Origin of the sequence: Herpetosiphon giganteus, assembly GCF_016907925.1 — a bacterium.
GTDB classification, from domain to species: Bacteria; Chloroflexota; Chloroflexia; order Chloroflexales; family Herpetosiphonaceae; genus Herpetosiphon; species Herpetosiphon giganteus.
Window position 1 is genome coordinate 95,027 of sequence record NZ_JAFBCZ010000005.1, and the last position, 23,769, is coordinate 118,795.

General features: G+C 50.8%; 20 protein-coding genes. 4 read left to right on the forward strand and 16 right to left on the reverse strand.

The features are described from left to right. Positions 1–213: 213 nt before the first annotated feature. Positions 214–1,962 (forward strand): tetratricopeptide repeat-containing diguanylate cyclase, encoded by a 1,749-nt coding sequence (locus tag JOD20_RS06170; protein ID WP_204754424.1) that lies wholly within the window; start codon positions 214–216, stop codon positions 1,960–1,962. A gap of 233 nt (positions 1,963–2,195) precedes the next feature. On the opposite strand, the gene lspA is transcribed toward JOD20_RS06170, so the two are convergent. From lspA to JOD20_RS06205, 7 genes are read right to left on the reverse strand one after another with little or no spacing between them, the layout of a single operon-like run. Further along, complete coding sequence (lspA, locus tag JOD20_RS06175) at positions 2,196–2,696, reverse strand: signal peptidase II (RefSeq protein WP_204754425.1); 501 nt, start codon at positions 2,694–2,696, stop codon at positions 2,196–2,198. Beyond that, a complete protein-coding gene (gene map, locus JOD20_RS06180) occupies positions 2,693–3,445 on the reverse strand; it encodes a type I methionyl aminopeptidase (protein WP_204754426.1) in 753 nt (250 codons plus the stop codon). The genes lspA and map (JOD20_RS06180) overlap by 4 nt, the downstream gene beginning before the upstream one ends. Positions 3,446–3,448: 3 nt before the next feature. After that, entirely contained in the window at positions 3,449–4,198 is a 750-nt protein-coding gene (map, locus tag JOD20_RS06185; protein WP_054537419.1) for a type I methionyl aminopeptidase, read from the reverse strand. A 1-nt stretch (position 4,199) separates the two neighbouring features. Next, positions 4,200–4,862: a phosphorylase family protein gene (locus JOD20_RS06190; RefSeq protein WP_204754427.1), complete on the reverse strand. Its 663-nt coding sequence runs from the start codon at positions 4,860–4,862 to the stop codon at positions 4,200–4,202. Continuing rightward, on the reverse strand, positions 4,859–5,620 hold the full coding sequence (locus tag JOD20_RS06195; RefSeq protein WP_204754428.1) for an MTAP family purine nucleoside phosphorylase: 762 nt from the start codon (positions 5,618–5,620) through the stop codon (positions 4,859–4,861). The genes JOD20_RS06190 and JOD20_RS06195 overlap by 4 nt, the downstream gene beginning before the upstream one ends. Next, a complete protein-coding gene (locus JOD20_RS06200; RefSeq protein WP_204754429.1) occupies positions 5,617–6,105 on the reverse strand; it encodes a hypothetical protein in 489 nt (162 codons plus the stop codon). Before JOD20_RS06200 ends, JOD20_RS06195 begins: the two co-directional genes overlap by 4 nt. A gap of 10 nt (positions 6,106–6,115) precedes the next feature. After that, entirely contained in the window at positions 6,116–6,820 is a 705-nt protein-coding gene (locus JOD20_RS06205) for a maleylpyruvate isomerase family mycothiol-dependent enzyme (RefSeq protein WP_204754430.1), read from the reverse strand. A gap of 116 nt (positions 6,821–6,936) precedes the next feature. Between JOD20_RS06205 and JOD20_RS06210 the strand changes: the two genes are divergently transcribed. Continuing rightward, on the forward strand, positions 6,937–8,022 hold the full coding sequence (locus JOD20_RS06210) for a DNA methyltransferase (protein ID WP_204754431.1): 1,086 nt from the start codon (positions 6,937–6,939) through the stop codon (positions 8,020–8,022). Here JOD20_RS06210 and JOD20_RS06215 read toward each other — a convergent pair. The 8 genes from JOD20_RS06215 to JOD20_RS06250 form a co-directional block, all read right to left on the reverse strand. Then, positions 8,003–8,920 (reverse strand): hypothetical protein, encoded by a 918-nt coding sequence (locus JOD20_RS06215; protein WP_204754432.1) that lies wholly within the window; start codon positions 8,918–8,920, stop codon positions 8,003–8,005. The two genes, JOD20_RS06210 and JOD20_RS06215, sit on opposite strands and share 20 nt — an antisense overlap. 16 nt (positions 8,921–8,936) lie before the next feature. Further along, positions 8,937–9,425: a tetratricopeptide repeat protein gene (locus JOD20_RS06220; RefSeq protein ID WP_204754433.1), complete on the reverse strand. Its 489-nt coding sequence runs from the start codon at positions 9,423–9,425 to the stop codon at positions 8,937–8,939. A 237-nt stretch (positions 9,426–9,662) separates the two neighbouring features. Continuing rightward, entirely contained in the window at positions 9,663–10,853 is a 1,191-nt protein-coding gene (locus JOD20_RS06225; protein ID WP_204754434.1) for a zinc-dependent metalloprotease, read from the reverse strand. Between the two features lie 101 nt (positions 10,854–10,954). Further along, positions 10,955–12,835 carry a selenocysteine-specific translation elongation factor gene (gene selB, locus JOD20_RS06230; protein ID WP_204754435.1) on the reverse strand — a complete coding sequence of 627 codons (1,881 nt, stop codon included), beginning with the start codon at positions 12,833–12,835 and terminating at the stop codon, positions 10,955–10,957. Next, positions 12,835–14,877 (reverse strand): glycosyltransferase family 39 protein, encoded by a 2,043-nt coding sequence (locus JOD20_RS06235; protein WP_204754436.1) that lies wholly within the window; start codon positions 14,875–14,877, stop codon positions 12,835–12,837. Before JOD20_RS06235 ends, selB begins: the two co-directional genes overlap by 1 nt. A 21-nt stretch (positions 14,878–14,898) precedes the next feature. Next, positions 14,899–15,774, reverse strand: a complete 876-nt coding sequence (locus JOD20_RS06240) for a class I SAM-dependent methyltransferase (RefSeq protein WP_204754437.1) — start codon at positions 15,772–15,774, stop codon at positions 14,899–14,901. Between the two features lie 15 nt (positions 15,775–15,789). Further along, a complete protein-coding gene (locus JOD20_RS06245) occupies positions 15,790–16,950 on the reverse strand; it encodes a glycosyltransferase family 4 protein (RefSeq protein ID WP_204754438.1) in 1,161 nt (386 codons plus the stop codon). A 310-nt stretch (positions 16,951–17,260) separates the two neighbouring features. Beyond that, entirely contained in the window at positions 17,261–19,786 is a 2,526-nt protein-coding gene (locus JOD20_RS06250; RefSeq protein WP_204754439.1) for a glycosyltransferase, read from the reverse strand. Positions 19,787–19,889: 103 nt separating this feature from the next. Between JOD20_RS06250 and JOD20_RS06255 the strand changes: the two genes are divergently transcribed. Beyond that, entirely contained in the window at positions 19,890–20,558 is a 669-nt protein-coding gene (locus JOD20_RS06255) for an HAD family hydrolase (RefSeq protein WP_164689604.1), read from the forward strand. Then, on the forward strand, positions 20,558–21,211 hold the full coding sequence (locus JOD20_RS06260) for a thiamine diphosphokinase (protein ID WP_204754441.1): 654 nt from the start codon (positions 20,558–20,560) through the stop codon (positions 21,209–21,211). The genes JOD20_RS06255 and JOD20_RS06260 overlap by 1 nt, the downstream gene beginning before the upstream one ends. Positions 21,212–21,259: 48 nt before the next feature. Here JOD20_RS06260 and JOD20_RS06265 read toward each other — a convergent pair whose 3' ends face one another. After that, positions 21,260–23,632 carry an alpha/beta hydrolase family protein gene (locus JOD20_RS06265; RefSeq protein WP_204754442.1) on the reverse strand — a complete coding sequence of 791 codons (2,373 nt, stop codon included), beginning with the start codon at positions 23,630–23,632 and terminating at the stop codon, positions 21,260–21,262. Positions 23,633–23,769 lie beyond the last annotated feature (137 nt).

Below are 23,769 nucleotides of genomic sequence, written 5' to 3' on the forward strand. Positions count from 1 at the left end.
GCTTAACAAAATTGCTTACGCTCGCAAAACTACTCACTTACGTTGCAAAAAATCTCCCGAAAGCGGTAGATTTTACCAAACATTGGTTGCACCATTGAGGGGATGGTGCAAAGATTATGCATATGTTAAAGTTTTTATATTGATCGCCGCATGTGCGATCATACTGGATTGGATCAATCCAGAGAGCAAGAAGTTTGCCAACGAAAGCACACTATGGTTGTCTCACAGCAAATTCAGCAAGAATTAAAGCAATCTACCAATCCTGCTCGTACTATCGATTTGTTAAATGTATGGGCCGCAAATTTACGTCACATCGATTTAGCGCAAGCATGGAAAATAAATTATCAGGCAGAGTATCATGCTCGCAATGGTTTATTTGCCTACACGCCCTATTATCAGGGCTTAGTTGAAGCATGGTATTGGCGCGGCAAATTTTATAGCGTGCATAAAAAATATGCTGAAGCATTAAATTGTTTTTATAAAGCACTCGAATATTGCGATTATGTGAATCCCAATATCTTTGAATTGAAAAATCCTGCTGCAAGCTATTACCAAGATGCTCCCGACCAATTTATTGATAATTGGGTCGATACAATGGCATTGCATAACATTTTAGGCGTAACTTTGGCGTTGCAATCGCAGCTTGATGCTGCTTTAGAGCATTATCTGATTGCTGAAGAAATTGCGATCAATACTGATAATGAATGGATGCAAACCATTCTGAATAGCAATATTGGCTATTTATATCGCGTTTTAGAGCAGCCAATGGAGGCCGAAAGTTATTTGCAACGCGCATTTCAACGCCTGCCAGCCCAACTTGAAACCAAAGCTCAAAAACGCTTGTATGCCACGATGCTCGATAATACCTGCTGGGTTGCCTTGGAATATGGCCAATTGTACGATGCCTTGATTTATGCTAATGCCAGTTTGGAGCTGTACCAGGCGCTTAATTGGTCGCAGGGAATTGTTGAGGTCTTGAATATCTTGGGCGTAGTCTATCAGCGTTTTGGGCGCTCGGCCCAAGCTATGGCCGAATTCGAGGCCAGTTTTGGTTTGGCCCAACGGCTTGGCTTTCAAGAAGATATGATTTTTTCATTGATCCAACGTGGTATCCTAGTAGCAAGTCAGCACGATTATGCGCAAGCCTTGGCGTTTGGGCAGCGGGGTTTGGCGCTGGCGATCGATACCAACGATCTTAGCCAACAAGCAACGGCGCATAGCGCATTGGCCGCTATCTACGAGCAAATGGCCGACTATGCCAACGCTATCCAGCACTTCAAAGCCTATCATCATTTGCGCGAAAGCTTGTTTAATGAACGCTCAGACCAACGCTTGCGCTTATTGCAAGTAAAGCATCAGGTGCAGCAAGCTCAACAACAAGCCCGTTTGTATTATCAAAAAACTCAGGAATTGGTGGCAGAGATGCAAGAACGTGATCGGCAACGGATTGAACTGGAACGCTTGGCAACGATTGACAGCTTGACTGGCCTGTATAATCGCCGCCATTTTTTGGTTTCGGCCCAAGTTTTGTTGGAACAAGCAGCGCTGGCTGGCAATTCAGTTGCAATTATGCTGTTTGACATTGATCATTTTAAGCAGATTAACGATCAGTATGGCCATCACGTTGGTGATCAGGTGCTGCAATCGATTGCTACAACTGCCCAAGCAGCCTTGCGCCAGTCCGATTTGATTGGCCGCTATGGTGGCGAGGAATTTATTGTGCTGTTGAGCCGCGTGAGCAAGGCCGAGGCGCTGTTGGTTGCTGAACGCTTGCGTAGCGCAATTGAACAACAACGCTTAACCTATGATCAACAGCCAATTAGCAGCTCGGTAAGCCTTGGTTTGGCGCTCTGCCACGAGCATGCCGAAATTCCCTTGGAGCAGTTGATTCAGCAAGCAGATCAAGCGCTGTATCAAGCCAAGGCTGCTGGGCGCAATAATGTTCAAACCTTTGGGGTCTAAAATTGAAAAGCGCCCCTACAATGTACTGGTTCATTAGGTTAACCACGGCTTGATCCCCTCACCCCAACCCCTCTCCCACGTGGCGGGCGAGGGGCTTTCACTTCATAGTTTTGCACCGATTCTTCGTCAAAACGACGGCTCCCCCTCGCCCGCGTTCAGTGGGAGAGGGGGTTGGGGGGTGAGGGAACATGATTGCCGATCCAATGTACCAGTACACCTAGGAGCGCTGTGGTTTAAGCAGTTTGTTGGCTCCGGCGTTTGGCTGCATCCTCGCGCCAAAGCGTGATAAACAGGCTAACCGCGCCAAACGAAATCGCCATATCGGCAACGTTAAACACTTGAAAGATCGGTAGCGGAATAATGTGGAAGGTATCAACCACAAAGCCATAGGCAAAGCGATCGATAATATTGCCCAAACCGCCAGCAATAATTGCCACAACCGCCGTTTGCCCAAGCAGGCCTGCATCGCGAAACCATGTGCGCGAGCGAAACAGCACAAAGCCAATCACGCCGAGCGCCAGAATCCCCAGCAACAGCGAGTTGTTTTCCAAAAAGCCAAAGGCTACGCCGCGATTTTCAACATAGACGAAGCGCAAAATGCCAGGAATTGGCTCGGTGCCTGGATTGCCCAAGGGTGTGAGCGTATCGAGCGTCCACCATTTAACCCAGCGATCAAGCGCGAGAATCGCCACAAGCATGGCTGCGAAGCCACTATAGCGTTTGGTTAATTTCATAATTTGGTTAAAATTTCTGGATCACCAGTGGTAATCGCTAGTTGATGTTCAAATTGAGCCGAACGCGAGCCATCGACGGTTTTGGCCGTCCAGCCATCACGCAGCACGCGGGTTCGCGCCGAGCCAATATTCACAATCGGTTCAATCGTCAGGGTCATGCCAGCCCGCAATTTGAGGCCCTTGCCCCATTCGCCAAAATTAAAAACATCTGGTGGGGTTTCATGCATTTTGCGGCCAATCCCGTGGCCAGTATATTCGCGCACCACCGAGAAGCCTTGGCTTTCGGTATATTCTTGCATCGCTGCGCCAATATCGCCAATAGTTTTGCCAACCCGCGCTTGGGCAATCCCGCGCCACATCGCTTCTTCGGTCACTTTCAGCAGCTTGGCGCTTTGCGAATCGAGCTTGCCAACTGCATAACTCACACACGAATCGCCATGCCAGCCATTGAGACAAGCCCCAATATCAATTGAGACAATATCGCCATTACTCAGCCGCGTGCTATCGGGAATGCCGTGGCAAACCACATCGTTGACTGAGATACAAGTTGAGGCAGGAAACCCACCGTGGCCTTTGAATGATGGCGTTGCGCCGTGCTCACGAATAAACTGCTCAACCCGTTGATCAAGCTCAAGCAACACTGTGCCAGCAACAACATATTCGCGCAGCATGGCGTGGGCTTGGGCGACCAACATGCCAGCTTTGCGCATTTCAGCAATTTGTGATTGATTGTAGATCCTGATTGCCATTGTTTACAGCACCGTTAAAATATAGGGATCGCCATCGGTAACAGCGATTTGATGTTCAAATTGGGCCGAACGCGAGCCATCGACGGTCTTAACCGTCCAACCATCTTTGAGCAAACGGGTGGCGTAGCTGCCAAGATTGACCATTGGCTCAATCGTGAAGGTCATACCTGCGCGCAAGCGTAAGCCCTTGCCCCACTCGCCATAATGTAAAACGGTTGGCGCTTCGTGCATGTTGCGGCCAATGCCGTGGCCAGTATATTCGCGCACCACCGAGAGGCCTTGGCTTTCGGTATATTCTTGAATCGCCGCGCCAATATCGCCAAGCGTATTGCCTGGTCGGGCTTGGGCAATCCCGCGCCACATCGCTTCTTCGGTCGCTTTCATCAGCTTTTCGCTTTGAGCATCGATGTTGCCAACCGCGTAGGTTACGCATGAATCGCCATGCCAGCCATCGAGAAACGCCCCAATATCAATCGCCACCAAATCGCCATCTTTCAAGCGCGATTTATCGGGAATGCCGTGGCAAATCACATCGTTAATTGAAATACAGGTTGAGGCTGGAAAGCCCTTGTAATTTTTAAACGATGGCGTTGCGCCATGCTCGCGCAGATAGTCCTCAACTAATTTATCCAAATCAAGCAAGACTGCGCCTGGAACGACATATTCGCGCAGCATGGCATGGGTTTGGGCAACCAAACGGCCAGCGGTGCGCATTTTTTCGATTTGTGTGCTGTTACGTAATACGAGTGCCATCTTATTCCCCAATCCATGTTCGCCAATCGTCGCCAATCAGGCCTCGATCGCGCGCCGATTGCATGGTCTGGCGACAGTTGCAGCTTGCGCTTGAAGGCAAATGCTGGGCGACTGCCGCAATTAATGTATTGCCAAGGGTGCTGGCTGCCGTGCCAACAATGCCCACGACAGCGTAGCATAATTCTAATTCTTTGGCGAGATAAGCTGCTGGGGCAGCGCTTTGGCTTAGGCCATGGGCTTGCCAGCTTTGAGCGGCCTCAAGCGTGGTATCGACCTCGCCAACCGCCAGTGTACCACGACTAAACACCCGTTGGCTGACGCTTTGGGCAGCGCTTAATAAACTGGAACGCAAATCGGGACACCAAACTGGGTTTTGGCCAACAAAGCCATAGCCACGATTGCGAAAATAAGTCGATGCCCGTTGCTGCGTCAAATCGACCAGCTGATCGGGAATCAGAATATCGTCTGGCTGAAGCAGGCCATCACATGGCAGCATGCTCACGGCCTCGATAATCCAACTTACGCCTTGGGTTTTGGCTGCATACAGCGCCGCATGCGGGTTTGGTTCGTCGAGCAAAATTGCGACCGTCCCGCTGGGGCTGTTTTTCGTGGCAAACATCGCCAGCCCAAATGGCGTATTAAGTGAGGTTATGGTAAACGTCATTGGTTGCTCACATCGCTAGTTGCCAGCAACTGTTCTGCGGTTGCTAGCACAATTTGGAGACATGTTTGGGCCACTTCAACCCCAAAGAAGCGTGGTGCACCTGCGCTTGGCTCAATCCCCGTCGCATAGTTGGTCACATAGGCCAACGAGGCGAATTTAATCCCCAACTCGTAGGCCAACAACACCTCTGGAACCAAGGTCATGCCAACCACATCGGCCCCAAAATTGGCCCAAGCCCGAATTTCGGCGGCAGTTTCCAAGCGTGGGCCTTCCGAACATGCGTAAGTGCCACAATCGAAGCTGCGGGCTTGCTGCTTGCGGGCTTGCTGATAGAGCGCTTGGGCACTCGCTACATCAAAAACAGCTTGCGGAATTTGCCAAGCGGTTGGGCTTGGGCGATCGCCAGCAAAATTGATCGGGCGAGTTTTGGTGCCATTGAGCACGTAGTTGAGCACCAGCAAATCGTGGACTTGCAACAATTGATTGATTGCGCCGACCCCATTCCAGCTTAAAATCTGCTGATAGCCAAGCTCTTTGGCGGCCCAAATATTGGCGCGGCTATTGACGAATGGCGGCGAAACATCTAAACGACCCCAACCGTGGCGCGAGGCAAGGCCAATTTTGCCGCCAAACTGGGCTGACTGATAGATTGAGCCTGCTGTGCCATAGGGCGTTTCCAGCGTTTGGTAGCTGCCAGCGCCTAATGTGGCCTCAAGGTCGAGAAAATAAGTGCCAGTGCCACCGAGCAATAAAATCATGCTCCCCCCAAATACATCAAATCATCGTCATCGTCATGCTCATTGCTTGATGCTGGCTCAGCCAAAAATTCATCGTCGGCATATTCGATCAGGTGGCCAGTAAATTGACCATTGAGGCTGAAAATTAAGCCGATACAGCCAAAAATCAGCGCATGCGGCAGAATCGTTAAGAAATCAATGCCACTGCTTTGGCCCGACCAGCGGGCATGCACCTGAATGACCACAAACAAAAATTGGGTTGCTAACAAGGCAGCAATCGCGCTTGGCGGCGCGCTGGGCAAGCCATCCCAAGCATCGCGGCCAGCCTCGATCGCGCGCCATGCGATAACGCCCGCCATAATCAGCAAAAACCAACCAGTCCAGCCATCTTCGGTAAAAAGAAAGCGCAACAGGCCGCACCAAACCACAAAGAAAGCGCCGAAAATCAAGCCAAGAATGAGCATTAAGCCAGTAACGATATAATGAGCGACCTTACGCTGTTGCATTGCTGCTCTCCTATAGCCCCATCGTTGTGTCGCGTAAGGCTTGAGCCAAGCGCTGATCGCCCTCGATCGTCACATTTGCGGCGCTTTTGCGGCCAAATAAATACAGCAAAATTTCGCCTGGCTCGCCGATGAGCTTCAGCGTAGCATCGGCTGGGTCTGCTTGACGCGGAAATGCACCGCCAACCTGAAATGCCAAGGCTCGGCCATCGGGGCGCACCAAGCTCAAAGTACCAGGCGTTTTGAATGAGCGCAGCATCATGCGAGCATTAATATGCAGCATTTTCCAGATCAGGTTTTGGACTGCTGGCGATGAGATGCGTGGTTTGTTCAAGCCTGCGCGGCGCAAATCTTCGTTGTGCACCCATTGCTCAATAAAATTGGCCAGCGCAATGCCTGGCAAACGAAAGGCCAAGGGCGGGCCATTGCGAAATTCCTGCAATAATTTGAAGCGGCCTTGTTTGCGGGCTTTGTTCATCAACTCGTCGGGGTGCACGCCGAGTTTGCCTTTGGTTGATTCAGCCACAATAAAGCGGATTGGTTGCGATTCGCGGGCGACCATATGCGCCAGCAAATCGGTGACGTTCCAGCCTTCGCAGAGCGTACTCGCCTGCCACTGATCTTCAGTTAACGATTCAAGTAATGCCACGGCATCAGCGCGTTCTTGTTTAAGCAATTGCGAAGCATTCATGGCAACTCCAAGCACTAAAATTCTCATGATATTGTATCATGCTTCACCTTTGGGCGATGGCTCGTAGCCGAAAAATCTAGCCTGTCTGATTAGCTCTAACATAACCTATGCTATACTCCATTTGTGCTAAATCGGAGTATTCTATGCCATCAAAACGCCAATCTTTATCATCATTGATCCAATCTAAAACGCTACTATCGTATGCTGCCCCTAGTACGGTTGGGCGCAAAAAAGCAGTTGAGTTAACGATTTCGCCAACCCAAACGATTTGGCAAAACGAAGCTGTTATGTTGCATTATGGCGATAGCTTAGATCTTTATCATCAATGGGATGTCCCAACGGTGATTATTTCAGATGGCGCGTATGGGGTATTAGGATTTAATGGCGATCCAGCGAACCATGGGGATTTACCTCAGTGGTACGAACCGCATATTAAAGCGTGGTCTGAGCGCGCCTTACCCCTAACAACTTTATGGTTTTGGAATAGTGAAATTGGTTGGGCTGCGGTACATCCAATTTTGGAGCGCTATGGCTGGCGGTATGTTGGCACAAATATTTGGGATAAAGGTAAATCGCATATTGCTGGTAATGTCAATACAAAGCAGTTACGCCAATTTCCGGTTGTTACTGAACTTTGTGTACAGTATGTTTTTGAGCCAAAAATTCGTGGTTTAAGCTTAAAACAATGGTTGCTCCATGAGTGGCAGCGAACAGGCTTACGGTTGCGTGAGGCAAATCAGGCATGTGGCGTAGCCGATGCTGCGACCCGAAAATATCTCAATCAGGGACACTTATGGTATTTTCCACCGCCTGAACGATTTGAGTTATTGGTTGAATATGCTAATACCCATGGTGATGTTGGAGGCCGACCTTATTTTTCAGTTGATACTATTAATCCCTTGACCTCAGCCGAATGGGCTAAAATGCGGGCAAAATTTTATTGTCCTTATGGCTTTACCAATGTTTGGCAGCGTGATGGATTACGGAATGCAGAACGGGTTAAGACACAGCAAGGCAAAGGCATCCATCTTAATCAGAAGCCATTAGATTTGATGGAAAGAATTATTTGTGCCAGTAGTGATGTTAATGATGTTATTTGGGAGCCTTTTGGCGGGTTATTCAGTGGCGCTTTAGCCGCTAATCAACTAAAACGCCGTGCTTATGCTGCCGAAATTGATGCTACCTACTATCTTTATGGTATCGAGCGCTTCATTCCAACACCGAAGTAGCAGCATCTTCCTTGAGGTTAAGCTGTTGTTGGAAAACTGTCCGTATTTGGTCAGCCATATTGGTTGTAAATAAGCGTGACCATGCTTGAATTGTCAGTCCATGAAGCTGAGTTTGGTAAATTTGACGTTTAAATGTTTCAATTTCGGGATGTCTAATTCGATCTATCTTGGCAAAATTTGTATCAAGCCGATAGGGATAACGATTAATTAATTGTCTGTATTGTTGTTGGATGATTGGGCTTGAATTATATTCTAATCCTTCTTGCCCCCATGTTTCTACTATTTCCGCTGCTGCCTGAAATTCTTCCGATGTTCCTTGCCACTTGTAGCCATTGACGGTGGTTTGTTGTAAGTTACGGCTTCGATGAGTTGTGTCATTTGGTTCAAGTAGCAGGTAATCAGGTGGATTATGATAATGCAGATCTCTCGAACGGGCAATCGATCCACCTTCAATAATGGCAATATCAAGGATTTTTGGTTTGCCATAAACCAGATATTCAGGAACCCAAGCAATCAGAATCATATAGATGTTTTGGGCTTGAAAATGGGTTGCGCTATCCTTAAATCGGGCTGTTATTTCGGTAGATAATGGGAACCACGCTTTGATTTCAAATCCTGGACTAGGTGTAATGCCACTTTGGAAAATTGCGTCAGGAAATCCAGGATCTTGGCGTATCCAAGAGCCAAGATTGCTAAATTGGTTATGTTTATTGAGCATTTCAACAATATTGAACTCAATTAAATTTCCAATTAATGGTGATAGTTTCGAAATAATTTTAAGTAAATTAAGCGCAGCAGCCGTCGAAATTGGCTTACTTATATCGAGTACATCAAATCGATGTCCAATCATTTGGTTGATTTGATTAGTTGCTTGCGTAAGAATTGTCGCTGTATCCATCATTAATAACCTTTGATTAAACCAATTCAATCAAAATAAACGATACGAGAAATCCCTGCAAACGTTGGCTCTGCTCGCTTGGGTTTTCAGGGATGCCGCGCAAGACAATCACGGCCACAATTAACAAAACGACCAAGGCGATTGCAATGGCGATCATCGAGATTAAGCTGGTGTTGGCTGGAGGATTATTGCTTGGTGGGCGCACCGGTTGCGGTTGCTGGTTGAGTTTCTGCACTGTGCTTGGGGCAATTATGGGCTTGGCTGGGGCGATGACAGGCTGATCGATCGCGGCTAGGCGTTTTTGGGCGGTTTGGTTGTGTGGGTCGAGCGCTAGAACCCGTTGCAAACATTCACGTTGGCGCTCCGGTTGATGTACAACTTCGCTGAGCATCAGCCAGGCCAAGACATTATCTGGCTCTTGTTGGATGACGAGCGCCAGATGACCACGCGCACGTGTCAAATCACCACTGAGTAAAGCTGCTTGGGCTTGATTCAATTCGTTCATACAATTCCTAATTGGCTAAAAGAGCAGCAGTATTTTAACCAAAAATTGTGACTTTGTTATTAATCTTGGATTTGTTGCAAGATGGTAGGCTTTAAGATCCCCCTCACCCCAACCCCTCTCCCATCCGATGGGAGAGGGGCTTTAATGGCGTGGTTTTGGCGCATTAGGTGGTGAAAACGGGTGCTCCCCCTCGCCCGCGTTGAGTGGGAGAGGGGTTGGGGGGTGAGGGAACGTCAACTATACCCCGACGCGGGCGATCCAGAGTTGTGGGTTGCGAATTTCTTCGAGGGTTGGCAACATTTCTGGGCCTTCCCAAACGCGAGCTGCCAAATCCTTGCCACCATGGTCGGCAATGGCATTCACAAAGCGCTCGCCTTGCTCGTATTGCTGCATTTTGAGGCTCATGCCCGTGATGCGGTTGAACAATTCATCGAAGATTGAGCGTTTTTCTTTGCGATCGCTCATTCGCGCTTCAATTTGGTCGAAGTTTGGCAGAATTTCGCGGCCAACTTCATTCATAATGTGGTTGCTATAGCCTTCAACCAACGACATCAATGCTTGCAGCTCGCTAAATACTTGGCGCTGGGTTGGGGTCAGCAATTGCTCCATCCAATGGCCATCGGTTTGGTCTTTGCTGTTGCTGAAAATACGGTTGATGAAGCTGCCAAAGCCATTGCGCAAGGCATCAAGCTGGCCGCCAAGCTCATTGAAATAGCGCTGAATCAAATTGCTGAAGTGATCGCGCACCCAGCCATAGGCTTCAAACTCATAGGCGTGAGTGGTTTCGTGCAGCGTAATCCACAAGCGGAAGTCATGGTCATCAACGCCTAGGCCTTCTTGTACGCGGGCGATGTTTGGCTCGACGAAATAGAGCATACCTGGCTCAGCTTGGGGCGAGAGCAAACTTAAATCATATTGACCAAGCACTTTGCGGGCTAAAACCCCAACCATGGCCCCAACTTGTGCACCGACAAAAGCCCGATTAATCGCATTAACCGATGGATTACGGCCTGCATTTTGGGCCGCTTGACGATAGAGCTTTTCGATTGGCTCGAACAAGCGCTCAAACGAACGCAAATTAGCATCGATCCATTCTTTGCGATCAACCACTTTGACCCGTGAAAGGGTTTCGGGCAGCTTGACGTTCAGGTATTCATCGATTAAGGGCTGGCTGCGCTCGACCATCTGATCGTATTCAGCTTGGCGTTCAGCCCGATTGACGACCGGATGCTCCTGCCATTGCGAGACGCGCAAGGCGATGGTGCGCGCAACCGACCAATCGATCAGTTTCTGGGGGGTTGTATAATCGTAGATTTTTTGGCCTTGTTGGCGAGTTTTATTGGCGAGATAGCGTGCGCCTGCGCCTGCGGCGGCACTAATCAAAAGCACACTACCAAGTTGTTTAATTGATAAACGTTTTGTACTCACGTTCGACATCCTTTCCGCTGGCACAAACACCATTGCTTCAGCATAACACGAGCATTTGGGCGGGGCTAGGGCTGCCAAGCTTTTCTAACACTTCGTTAAGCTCAATAGGCTACCCGCACATCGCCAACTCGCCGCGTGATTCGCAGTTGATCACAGTGCTCAAGCATTGCTTGGGCGTATTTGCGGCTGGTTTGCCAGGCATCGCGCGCTTGGGCGAGGCTGATGCTTTGGCCATTGGCGAGTTGCGCCAGCACCCAGTTGTGCATGCGCTGATATTGGGTTGGCAAGAAATAGACCTCTGGCGCAATTTGAATCAGCTGCTCGGTTTGTAACAGATACCGCCAGAGTTCTTGATCGATGGTTGGCCAATGCTCACAGCTGGGTGGTAGGGCCGGATTGCTCTGCCATAATCCTAGCAAGGCTTGAATTTGGCCTTGTTGGCTGGGGCTAGGCTGAGCCTGATGGTCAGCGAGTTTAATCTGGTTGGCTTCGATTTGGAGCCATGGCTGCTCGGCTAAGGCTTGGATAATTTGGCTGAAACTGCTTGCTTCAAGGCCCATGCGTTTGCGCAATTCCTCGCGGGGCATCGCTTGGCGCAATGGCCATGTTTGATGATAGTCGGCGAGGATGTGGCGCAGTTTGGTTTGCACTTGCTGCCAATAGCCTGAACTGGTGATTAAACTGCTGGCCGTGAGCGTGGCCAGTGTTGCTGAGACGATGACGATCATGCCGTTGTTGCAGCCTGTGGTTAGGCCTTCTAGGGCGGTTTGAGCATCCAATCCGCTGTGTTGTTGCAGTTGCTGCCAGGTTAAACATTGCTGCTCGATCGCTTGGAGCAGAATTTCATGGGGCAATCCATTCACCAGTTGTTGCAAATGCTCAATCACTGCTGGGCGCATGCGGCGATGGCGTTGTGGATGCGCATCAAGTACCTGAATGCCAGCAACGGTGGCTGCTGGCGAGGCTCGGCGCAAAATACCGCGATCGCCGCGTTGGGCGATGCTGGCTTGGTTTAAGCGCAATTGGGCAAAGGCTTGGGCCTCGGCTGGCAACGTATCACGATCAAGCAAGGCCAAGCTACAGCTGATTTCGGCGCTGCCAAGGTAGAGCTGCAACGGCATATTGTGGCTTAGGGTTGGCGCATCGGCAGTTGTTGCAACAATCACATCAAGTAAATTGGTTGGGGCAAAGCTTTGGGGTATGGTCACCACATCGCCACGTTTGAGCTGTTGGCGCTCGATGCCGCTGAGATTGACTGCCACGCGCATGCCTGCTTGGACTGAATGCTGGCTGATTTGCTGCGATTGCAGGCCACGAATTCGGCCACGCAGCTGCTGGGGCTGAATTTCGATCTCCATGCCAACGCTCAAATTGCCATCGCGCAACGTGCCCGTGACGACTGTGCCAAAGCCATCGATGCTAAACACCCGATCGATTGGCAAGCGTGGGGTTTGTTGCTGGATTGGGCGGGCTGGTAATTGGCTAATCAAGCGATCGATTGCAGCGAGTAGTTGGGCCATGCCAGCGCCAGTGCGGGCCGAAACTGGCACAATTGGCGCATTCGCCAGGCTGGTATTGGCAACTTGGGCTTGAATCTCACTGGTCATAAATTCAAGCCACTCAGCATCGACCAGATCGCTTTTGCTCAGCACGATCAGCCCTTGGTCAATGCCGAGGTGGCTGAGAATTTGCAGATGTTCGTGGCTTTGCGGCTGCATGCCTTCTTCGGCGGCAATCACAAAGAGCACGCCATCGAAGCCAGTTGCTCCCGCCAACATCTGTTTGATCAAGCGTTCATGGCCTGGCACATCGACCAAATTGACCGAATGGCCAGCAGGCGTGTTGAACCATGCAAAGCCCAGATCAAGCGTCATTTGGCGGCGTTGCTCTTCGGCCCAGCGATCGGGGTTGATGCCAGTTAGGGCTTGAACTAAGCTCGATTTGCCATGATCAACGTGGCCAGCAGTGCCAAGCGTAATCATCAGCGCAGATGGAATACAAGAAAATCTTTGCCAACCGCGCTGCTGATGCGGCGCAACTCGCCCTCGGGGTGCTCGCGCTGCAATTGCTCAATATGCACTTGATCATCAGGATTGAGCACAATAATCACTGGGCGTTTTTCGGGCACAACTAACTCCATTTCGGGCTTAATTGTGTTGCTCGCATACCACTCCATATCGTTCAAATACACGCTAATGTTGCGCGATTCCTTCCAAAAATAGCTATTGAGCATGAGGTAGGCATTGGCGTAGGGCACGCCTTGGGCATCGCGATAGTAGCGAATCGCATCAGCAACTTCACGATTATTGGGAATAAAGCCCGTGTATTGGCGCGCCATATCGACAAAGTAACGCTGGAAATTCTCGCGCCCAGCCCATGCCAACAACCAAATACACATGCCAACGCTAAGCAAGCCTTGCAAGGCTCGCGAGCCACGCCACCATTGATCAAACGGCTTGGCTTTGGTAATCCACTCAATTGCTAGCGCCAAGGGCGCGGCGGCCATAGTGAAAATGACGGGCATCAGCACGCCAGTGCGGGCAGCGCTCGGGTTTTCAATCGGGTAGGCCAAACTGAGGGTTGTGGCCAAACCAAGCAACGGCAAACTCACCACCAGCATCCACCAACGCCACGAGCGCTCAATACATAAGCGCCAAACGATGATTGGCAAGCTAAGCAAGAGCAAAGCTGCGCTAACTTTATCCAGCAATGGGTCGAAGCGCACATTATTTACTTCGTTGCGATCGCCGCGCCAATTGAAGGCTACCGCTAAATTGACGTTGTTGGCAACGAATTTTTTAATATCGCAGGCTCGTTCGCTGCTGGTATCTTGGCAAAACTCGCGGCTAATTTCATCGAGATGGTTGCTGGTGCGAGTGCTGACGCGAAACCAGAAAACATCAGGATAATCGAGCATAAAATGGCCCAGCGGCAGGAAAATCAGCGCTGTTGTGATCAGCGTTAGACTGCCATGGCCAAGCAATGTCAGCCAGCCCTTGCGATTGCGGCGGCGGCGATCAAAGGCCATCAAGCCAAAGACGGCAGCAATCACGAAGGGTACTGCCCGAACCCCGATATAGCCATACAAGCCCATGCCCATCCATACACCGACCAGCAGGGCATCGCTGCGTTTGCCCAAGCGCACATAGCGCCAGAGCGACCACAGCACCAAGGCGGCGGGCAGGGTGGCATAGGGAAAGCGCAAGCCCATGCGGGTGGTTTCGAGCGGCCATTTGCCCAAGGCATACAGCATCGCGCTCAAAATGCCAAGTTTGCGCCCGCCAAGCTCGCGGGCAAATAAATAGATAAATGGAATCGTCAGCGTGCCGATAATTACATTGCCAAGTTTGAGTGCGATAAAGCCAAACGGCACGCCAAAAAAGCGAATTAACGTGGCAATGTAATAGAATTGGCCTGGCTCGCGGCCTGTGTTGTTGGGCAAAAATAAAGGCCGACCACCCTGCAAAATGGTGTAAACATCTTCCATCTTCCAGCCATGATCAACCGTCATGTCGTAGGGCATTTGATCAAGCCGATACAGCCGAATCCACAAGCCAACGGCAGTCACAGCCAGCAAACAGCCGAAGGTTAGCCAGGCCCGTTTGGTTTCGGCGCGATCGGCCTTGGGCATGCGTGGGCGTTGCCATGGCAGCCATGCCAAGAGCCATAAGCCAATTGCAATCAGCCATGCCCACGTTGAAAGTGGATTAAATTCATTGCCAAAAAGATTATGCCATGCTACGAGGGCACTAAACATTGCCACAGCGCTGATGCCTAAGCGCAAAGTTAGATGCTTGATTGGGCGCTGATCGATGGTTGGCAACACATCGGGTTTTGGTGGTTGGCGTTTGATCAACCACCACCAGATGCCCAAACTGACAGCTGCACCCAACAAAACTGCGCCATCAAGCTCGCGAAACTGAAGCTTCGCTTGCACCTTGATCATCAGCGCTAGGGCAGTTCCAAGCAAGCCTAAGAGCCAGAGCCAGCCTAAGCGCTGGCTCGGTAAGACACCTCGTAGCATGGAAACGATCTCCTGAAAGACTTAACTCAAGGGCTTGCGCGCTTTGACAAATACATTGACAAAACTACGTTTTTGCAGGGTTTCTGGGCGTTCATTCAATTGATCGACATAATTGATGATGCCACGAGCCAGGTTGAGTGGGTTTAATTTGCTGCCTTGGTTTTGGTCGCCACGCATGCGGTCGGCGCTCTTCATCCAGCGTTCGGGCAAAATCCCCGATTCGATTAAGGGCTTGCCAATGCCATAGACCACATACGGAGTCATTGGAATGGCATAGTGGGTGGCTTCTTCGCAGCAATCAACCTCGAAATCGGCCATGCGCACTTGGCGCACCAATTCGGCTGGCTCATACAAGCGCACGTGGTTTTCCCAAATGCTGCCAAATTTGGTGTGGGTAAAGGGCTTGCCGCCAAGCCGCGTCCAGATCCAGCTTGCTGGGTCCCACCACAATGGATAATTGGCGTGCGGCACGGAGATGGCCAAAATGCCGCCTGGCTTGAGGATGCGGCGCAATTCGTGCAAGGCTGCTTGTTGATCGGGAATGTGTTCGAGCACTTCCGAGAGCAGAATTTTATCGAAGCTATTATCGGCAAAGGGCATGCCTTGGCCATCGCCGCGCACAAACGTCGCTCGTTTGGCATGCTCTTGGCCGACCAACAAGCGATCAAACGCTTCGTCGAAGCCAACGACGTGCAAATCGCGCAGCTTGTCGATCATCGCGGTATAAAAACCATAGCCACAACCGCAATCGAGCACCGTATCGCCATCGTGCAGATCAAGGTATTCCATCAAGCGGCGGGCGCGACGGCTATAGGCTGGGTCGGCCTCGTTGCGCAGCATCGTATCCATCAGCGCTGCATCGTGGGGCGCTAAAGGGGCGTAAGGTTGTTCAGTCATAGTGATTGCTCTTTCTTATACAACCGATGCTGAAACGGGCTGGCCACACATCTCGGCCATCGTCCGTTCGTAGCTATCGAGGATGCCTTTGACGGAAAAAACTTGCTCAACTTTGGCGGGCTGAACTTTATAAGTTTGGGGATTTTTCAGCACTTCAATAATGCCATCAGCCAAAGCGCGTGGATTTTGGGTTTCTACCAAGCGCCCAAACCCAGTTTCTTGAACCACAACCCGCGCTCCTGGAATATCGCTGGTCACCAGCGGCGTGCCCGCTAATAAGGCTTCGATCTGGACCATCGCCAAACAATCGGTGCGGCTTGGCAAGGTAAACAGATCGCACATTGCATAAAAATTAGCCAGTTTTTGGGGATCGCGCAACAAGCCAAGGAACACAATCCGCTCGCGGTTTTGCTCGATCATCGGCAAGCAGGTCGAATAGAAATCTTCATAGACCATTTTATGCTCGCCAGCAAACACAAAACGCACCTCGGGAAAGACCTCGGCGATCATCGGCATGGCTTTGAGTAAGAAATCAAAGCCTTTTTCTTCGACGAAGCGCCCAGCAAAGCCAACAATTGGCTTATCGCTAATCCCGAGTTCCGATTTCCAAGCCGCAACTTGGCTTGGAATCGGCGTTGGCAACTCGACTGGTGGGTAAATATAGGTCAATTTTTTGCTGAATTTTTGTAAAAAGCTGGAATGTGCAGCGTAATCGCGGCTGTAGGCGCTGACTCGGCGGGCTAATTTGCCTGCCAGCACCATTTGGCCAATCATCACTTTTTCGATTGCGCGATTGACGAGGCCGGTTGGCATGACCAAATCGCCGTGGTGGCTCATCAGCAGTGGCTTATTCAGCATGCGGCATAAGCCCGAAAGCAACAAGGCCTCAAGCTGGGGCGTGTGCACGTGCACTACATCGTGGCTACGAATCAATTTGGCAGCCACAAAGGGAAAGTTGAGGGCGAGCATGCCTCGGCTAATTTGCGCTGCTGGCTTGAGCCGCAACACATGCACGCCATTCAAGATTTCTTCGGTTGGCAGCGTTGGCTCATGCTGGATTGTTAAGACAGTGACGTGATGTCCACGAGCTGCGAGTCCTTCAGCCACCCGTTGGGCATGCATGGTCAAGCCCGTCCAGTGCGGCGCGTAGTAGGTCAAGGCAGATAATATTTTCATGGGAAAATTCCAGCCATACTAGTTAAACGTGGTTATTATACCCTATCCATTTAGAACATAGAGCATACAATATAGAACATAGGGAGCAGGTCGGGGGCTGGGGATCGGGTTTGATTCACGAAGGGGTCAGGATTCAGGGATTAGGGGTCAGATTTGCATTATCGAACCCAAACAGCAATCCTGACTTCTGATCTCTGGCCCCTAAATCCTCCATATTCTCTGCGCCTCTGCGTTAAATATCTGATCCACGAAGAATCCGAAGCGCACAAAGTATTCCTGATCCCTCGTCCCTGAATCCTGACCCCTAACCCTAACCCTTACGCAAACGATTGATCCACCGTAATAGGCGCATCACTTTGCCATTTTCCATGCCTTTGATATGCTGTTCGAGGTGGGCGATGTGCTCGTTTTTCTCAGCCACAACCCGATCAAGCTCATCCATGCGGTAGCGCATGCTGGTATGGCCTGCTTGTTTGCTTTGAGCCTTAACACTGCGCCGTTTGTCGGCGGCATACTGCGGTTGGCGACAAAACGCAACCAACGGCGCACAGGCTTGCTCCCAAGTATAGGCTTGTTGCACCTGGGCAAATTGCGCTTGGCGTTGCTCACGATTCGAACGGGTATCCGCCGCGTGGGCCAAGGCCGCAACCCAGCCTTGCACATCCTCAATCGCCACTACTTGGCCAAGTTGCTCGTGCTGCACCACATCGGCCAAGCTATCGCCAGCAGAGACAATCATCGGCAAACTGGCCCAAAGATAATCGAGCAAGCGCGTGCGAAAGGCAAAGCGGGTTTCTGTATGGTTATGATGCGCGCTGACCCCCAGATCTGCTTCGAGCAAATAGTTGACCCGTTGCTCGTATTCAACCCATGTTTGGTTGAAAAAGACGGTTTTGGCATATAAACCAAGCGCTTTGGCGAGATCAACGGCCTCGGTGTAGCGCTGCATCACGCCAACGTCTTGGCTATTTGGGTGCTGACCACCCATAAAGACCAATTTCAACTGCGGGTGGCTGTGCTGCAATTCGGCCATGGCCCGAATAATTGTCAAGGGATCAAGCCATTCCCAGATGCCACCACCCCACAAGGCAATCACATCAGCGTGATTAATGCCCTCAATCACGCCGCGCATCACGGGCTGGGTGGCTTTCGGTGGCTCGCTTGGTAAGCCAAATGGCACAAGATCGATTAGTTTGCGCAAGGTTGGATCATTGCGATAGTGCTCAGGCGTTAAGCGCTTGCTCACGGTCAACGCGCCCAGCCACAAATCGCGCTGGCGCTCGCTGGCACAGATAAAGAAATCGCCCAATGCTAATTGCTCGCTGATGGCTTCAACGCTGGCATCGTTGACCGCGATTGCCCGTTCAAGGCTCATGCCGCGGCGTTCGGCCAATTCAAGCGCCTCGAAATGGAAGGGATCATAGAGATCGACCACCAAAATCCGTTCTGCATTCAGCAATTGGGGATATTTTTGCAAACTATAGCCTTGCACGATAATTACTTCTGCATTCAGCGCCAACTCGCCCAAACTTGCGCCATCGTTGCTGGGGAAGGCGATGGTTTGCACATTGGGAAGCGTCAAATCGGCCCGATCAGGCGCGGCAAGCACAACTTTGCAATGCTGGCTCAGCTGTTTGGCAATTTGCACGCTGCGAATTGCTGGCCCGGCCAAGGCTGCTTGCAACGGATCAATGCTGACGATCAGCACATTGGTGGTTGGGTGCGGCATAAGTTCTCGCAATTTAAAACTCTCGACCATGGTTTGTTGTTGCATATGCAATTGAATATCAATATCGATCAAGCCAAATGGTTGTTCAAATAATTTAAAAAGTTCAGCATCGCTGCGCTGCCGTAATTGCTGAATGCGTTGGCGTTCAGCCCACAGCATATCCCAGCCATCGAGCACATCGCCCAAAGCTGCGATATAACTCAACATAATCTTGGGGACGTGCATAGTGCTCGTTTGATCGCCTTGGTTGCGCAGGCGCAAATCAAATTCTTTGCGATCAAAGCTACCTGCGCCATCGAGCAAGCTGCGTTGAATAATTAGCAACAAAGCTGCTGGCAAAATCCGCCACAATTGCTCATCGGCATAATGTTTGATGATTGTGCGCAGCGCATTGCGTTCAAGCAAGCTGCGAATTTGATGCCCGCCCATGGTGTTGGCGGTGGCATGTTGGCGATGATAGACCACCGCTGCTGGCGTAAAACGCACTTGATAGCCGAGCAACCAAGCCCGCCAGCCAAAATCGACATCTTCGAAGTAGGCAAAATAGCTTTCATCGAAGCCACCAATGGCCAAAAATGCCGCCCGATCAGCCAGCATTGCCCCGCCACAGGCAAAGAGTTGCGGGCCAGTGTGGCCCAAAACGCTCGCGGCTGGCATGCGGGTAAAGGGTTGGTTGCCATGGCCAAAAATATTTAATGCTGCTTGAATAAAATCAATCTGCTGGCCTTCCCAATCGAGCATTTTTGCGCCAACTGCAATCACCTTTTCAGCGCGATGGGCTTCGATTTCGGCCACCAACTGCGCGATCCAATCGGGATCGGCTTTGGCATCGTTGTTGATCAAGGCCACATACTGGGCTTGGCTTAAACGCACCGCTTGATTAACTGCTGGCGCAAAGCCCAAATTCTCGCGATTTTCGATGAGCTGGACGCTGGGGAATTGTTGGCGAATTAAGTCGCAGGAGCCATCGTGCGAGGCATTATCGACCACAATAATATCGAGTGCATTGCTTGGGTAGCGTTGGGCAATCAAGGAGTTTAAACAAGCAACAAGGTGTTTTTTACCATTAAAATTGATCACGATAATTGAAACGCTTGGCCGATCCATGCACAACCCTTCGGAATTAAAGGCCACAATCAGCCAGCATCGTACCACAAAACGCCAATCTGCATACAATAGCTGCAAGATTATTTTATGCAACGGAGCGTTTATGCCACGACCTGTTTTTATCGACCTCTACTTTACTTTGATCGAGCCAGACCCTGCCTACAACTGGGCAACCTTGGCGGCTCCGCTCTTGGGCATCGACGATCATGCCTTTCATACTGCCGCTGGCCGCTCGTATCAAGCGCGCATGGTCGGTACCTATCGCCAAGCTGAGGAGATTGTTGACCAAACGTTGAGCTACTTGGGCATTACGGTTACGCCTGAGGTGCATGCGACCTTGACCAAACAGCGCTTGGAGTTTTTCAGCACGCTGCGAGTTTATCCCGATACCATCCCGACCCTGCAAGCCTTGCGCGATCGCGGCCACCAAATTGCCTTGGTCACCAATTGTTCAGCTGAAACGATTCCGATGATGGAGCCGATGGGCTTGCTCAATTTATTTGATGCAATTGCCTACTCGTGCGATGTGCGTTCGGCCAAGCCCGAGCCTGGCATTTACCAACATGCGATCGATGCGCTTGGAGTTGACCCGCGCGAGGTGGTGTATGTTGGCGATGGCGATACCCAAGAACATGCTGGCGCAGCAAAATTTGGCATGACCACGGTGCTGTTGCAGCGGCCTGGAGCCAAAGTTCGGGCGGTGCAAACCGATTATGTGATTAGCTCGCTGACTGAATTATTGGATTTAGCGCCACTGAGCCAAGGAGCCTAATGCTAGCAGTTATTTTGGCCGATGCGCCGCAAGCAGATATTCGCTCGGCATTGCCCTTGTTGAGCAGCACCGATTTGTTGATTGCTGCTGATGGCGGGGCACGTCATGCGCTTAATCACGGCGTTACGCCGCATGTGATTATTGGCGATTTGGATTCGATTCAACCTGCCATGTTGGAGATTATGCAAGCCCGTAAGGTCGAAATTTTGCGCTTTCCCGCCGCCAAAAACGAGACCGATCTCGAATTGGCGTTGTTGTTGGCAGTTGAACGTGGCGCAGATCAAATTCGGATTTTGGCGGCGCTTGGTGGCCGCCCTGATATGCACATGGCCAACCAATTGTTGCTGACCCATCCATCCTTGATTGGGCGTGATGTGGCGCTGCTTGATGGCGCTTGGGAAGTACGTTTGATTCGCCAGCAATTAGAATTTCAAGGCAAAGCTGGCTTGCGGGTTTCGCTCCTGCCGTTGGGCGATGTTGGGGGCGTGCGCACTGAGGGCTTGCGCTATCCATTGCGCGATGAAGATCTACCGATTGGCCCGGCGCGAGGTGTGAGCAACGAATTTGCCGCGCCCAATGCTCAGGTGAGCATTCGCTCTGGGCTGTTGTTGGCGATGATCGAGCGCGAATTGCAAGCGGGCTATGTGGCCTAACCAAAACAAGCGGAGCCATAACGGCTCCGCTTGTTGCATTCAACCAAATTACTGAGCAGCAATCCAGTTTTTGCTGAGTTGGAAGCTTGGGGCAACCGTGGTGGTTTCTTCAAACACGATTACATTCGTGGTTTCAGGTACCGTCATGGTTGCTGCATCGGCAACGACTGGCTCGCCGGCAACGCTTGGGTCGCCGCTCAAATATTGGCGGAACCACAAGATTTGCTCTTGGGCAGCGCGGAATTGGTTGGCTGGGTCGCTCAGGCCGTGGCCTTCGAGCTCATAGGTTACCAACTTGACGCGATGCTTTTGAATTTCGATTTGATCATGGAAATCGACTGCATACTTGACTGGCAAGAAGTCGAATTCACCATGGAATAACAGGGTTGGGGTGCGCACGCGGTCAGCCCGATTCAATGGCGAATCTTCGGCATATTCAGCTGGCTTATCCATTGGTGTGCCACCTTCGAGGTAGGCAATTAATGGCCCCAAGCCAAAGTGGAATTCATTGGCATTGTTCAACAAGGTACATTGTGGGTTGGCAGCAGCGTAGCGAGTTGGGTGGCGGGTGATACTTTGGGCGCTGAAATAGCCGCCGTATGAACAACCGGTAACCCCAATTTTGCTTTGTGAAGTCCAACCGCGTGCGATTGCTTGGCCAACAATTTCGGCACCTTCGTCGATGTCGATTTTGCCGAAGTTGTCGTTATCAGCCAAGGCGTTCAAGAATTCTGGCCCAAAGCCCAAGCGGCCTGGAAGTGGCACATACAACACAGCGATGCCAAAGTTTGGCAACAAGTTGTAAGGGTTTTCCGTGTTGGCTGCAAAGAATTGGGTCATGGTGGAGCGTGGGCCACCTTCTTGCCAGAACACAATTGGCACATTTTTTGGCGGGAATTCAGCGCCACCTGGTTGGATCAAGAAGCCGTTGCGTTGTGCGCCACTGCTGACGGTAAACGAAACGCTATCAACCCGCACATTGTTGAGTTTTTCAAGCTCGCCGTTACCCCAGGTCAAGCGGCTCAAGGCTTGGCCGTTCCAGTTCATACGATAAATATCGGCTGGCTGGCTGAACGACATATAGCTGAAGATCAATTGTTGGGTCAGGTTGGTACTGATCGCGCCGAAGTAGGTGCCATCCATGGTTGAAATCTTGCGGAACTCACCTGAACCTTGGTTGAAGTAGTACAAGGCTTGGTTGGTGTCAGTGACGGTGTTGAACAAGACTTCATCTGGCGACAGGAACTTGATTGCTGAAGCATCAGGCGTTTGCAACTCTGGCGTGTACAATTCACGCAGTAAACTGCCATCAATGCTGCGGAATTCATAGCTTGCCATATCTGGGAAGATATAGGTTGGGTTTGGTCGACCAGCGATTTGAGCTGGGCGTTCCAAGCGCACGATGTAGCGTTGGCCGTCGGTGCTCCATTCGATGTCGCGCACAACCCGACCATCGCCATTGACTGCCCGCCAAGCTTCAGGCTTGAAGTTGCCAGTCGTCAAATCGAAGGTGTCGAGCACATTTTGGGTGAAGAGTGGGTTATCCTTGGGTGACAGACCGCCAAGTGCATCTTGGGTCATAATGTCAACCAAGCGTTTTTCGCCAAAGCCTTCGCCCAAAATCACGCTATCGCGAATCAAGGCCAGCTTGCTACCATCTTTTGCCCACGCATAATCGTAGAGCAAGGTGTGGTCGGGCACGCTGTACAATGGGGTCAATGCGCCAGTGTTCAGGTCGTAGATTGCCAAATCAAGGGTTTCTTCACTCATCCGGCCCCGTGAGTCGGTGTGGGCGTAGTAGGCAATCTTATCCTTTGGCTTGACCCGTTCCATGGTCGTTTTTGGCGCTTCGACGCTGAACGGCAATTTAACCGACTCAGGTGCTTGGCGCATAGCTTCGAGTTCACTTTGATCGAAGGTCACAACCAACAAGTTTGAGCCGTTTGGCGCAATCGACAATGGAATGTAAGGCAAATTAACGGGATACAGGCTAATTGCACCAGTGTTGCGGTCGATTGACAGCATCATGCTGCCTGTGAATGGGTCAAACAAGACTTGACCAATATGGTCGTTGTCGAGCCAAACCATTTCAGTTGCAGAAAATGGGAAAAAGTCGCTATCTTCTGGCAGTTGCAATGGTTGAACTGGCACGATTGAGCCATCAACAACATTCAACAACGCTGAGCCAGTATCGCTGTAGCGATAGTTGCCAATCAACACGGTGGTGTCATCGGGGCTGATTGTGCTGCTAACGCCGGGGTAGGTGTTGTCTTGCAGTTGAGCAACTTTCAACAACTCCTCGTCGTCGAGCAAAAATTCTGGTTCTTCGGCGTAGGGGACATTGACAATTTCTGCTGCTGCAGGCATTGTTGTGAACAAAACTGCCAGCAAAGCCAGTATTAAGCCGATGCGTTTTCGCATAACGCTAGGTTCCTCCTAGAGCAAAGCTCTTCCACACAAAACCCAACAACCGAACAAGTTCCAACTCAGGAGTCTACTGTAGCAGATTTGCTGCTAAAAAACGAGAGCAATTTTGCCAAAATGCTGTCGGATTAATT

Excerpts from the sequence above, each read along its gene's own strand:
- JOD20_RS06250 (WP_204754439.1), bottom strand. The coding sequence starts at position 19,786 with ATGGATCGGCCAAGCGTTTCAATTATCGTGATCAATTTTAATGGTAAA.
- JOD20_RS06255 (WP_164689604.1), top strand. The coding sequence starts at position 19,890 with ATGCCACGACCTGTTTTTATCGACCTCTACTTTACTTTGATCGAGCCA.
- JOD20_RS06205 (WP_204754430.1), bottom strand. The coding sequence starts at position 6,820 with ATGAGAATTTTAGTGCTTGGAGTTGCCATGAATGCTTCGCAATTGCTT.
- JOD20_RS06200 (WP_204754429.1), bottom strand. The coding sequence starts at position 6,105 with ATGCAACAGCGTAAGGTCGCTCATTATATCGTTACTGGCTTAATGCTC.
- JOD20_RS06190 (WP_204754427.1), bottom strand. The coding sequence starts at position 4,862 with ATGACGTTTACCATAACCTCACTTAATACGCCATTTGGGCTGGCGATG.
- JOD20_RS06265 (WP_204754442.1), bottom strand. The coding sequence starts at position 23,632 with ATGCGAAAACGCATCGGCTTAATACTGGCTTTGCTGGCAGTTTTGTTC.
- lspA (WP_204754425.1), bottom strand. The coding sequence starts at position 2,696 with ATGAAATTAACCAAACGCTATAGTGGCTTCGCAGCCATGCTTGTGGCG.
- JOD20_RS06245 (WP_204754438.1), bottom strand. The coding sequence starts at position 16,950 with ATGAAAATATTATCTGCCTTGACCTACTACGCGCCGCACTGGACGGGC.
- JOD20_RS06210 (WP_204754431.1), top strand. The coding sequence starts at position 6,937 with ATGCCATCAAAACGCCAATCTTTATCATCATTGATCCAATCTAAAACG.
- JOD20_RS06195 (WP_204754428.1), bottom strand. The coding sequence starts at position 5,620 with ATGATTTTATTGCTCGGTGGCACTGGCACTTATTTTCTCGACCTTGAG.
- JOD20_RS06220 (WP_204754433.1), bottom strand. The coding sequence starts at position 9,425 with ATGAACGAATTGAATCAAGCCCAAGCAGCTTTACTCAGTGGTGATTTG.
- selB (WP_204754435.1), bottom strand. The coding sequence starts at position 12,835 with ATGATTACGCTTGGCACTGCTGGCCACGTTGATCATGGCAAATCGAGC.
- map (WP_054537419.1), bottom strand. The coding sequence starts at position 4,198 with ATGGCACTCGTATTACGTAACAGCACACAAATCGAAAAAATGCGCACC.
- map (WP_204754426.1), bottom strand. The coding sequence starts at position 3,445 with ATGGCAATCAGGATCTACAATCAATCACAAATTGCTGAAATGCGCAAA.
- JOD20_RS06260 (WP_204754441.1), top strand. The coding sequence starts at position 20,558 with ATGCTAGCAGTTATTTTGGCCGATGCGCCGCAAGCAGATATTCGCTCG.
- JOD20_RS06235 (WP_204754436.1), bottom strand. The coding sequence starts at position 14,877 with ATGCTACGAGGTGTCTTACCGAGCCAGCGCTTAGGCTGGCTCTGGCTC.
- JOD20_RS06215 (WP_204754432.1), bottom strand. The coding sequence starts at position 8,920 with ATGGATACAGCGACAATTCTTACGCAAGCAACTAATCAAATCAACCAA.
- JOD20_RS06170 (WP_204754424.1), top strand. The coding sequence starts at position 214 with ATGGTTGTCTCACAGCAAATTCAGCAAGAATTAAAGCAATCTACCAAT.
- JOD20_RS06240 (WP_204754437.1), bottom strand. The coding sequence starts at position 15,774 with ATGACTGAACAACCTTACGCCCCTTTAGCGCCCCACGATGCAGCGCTG.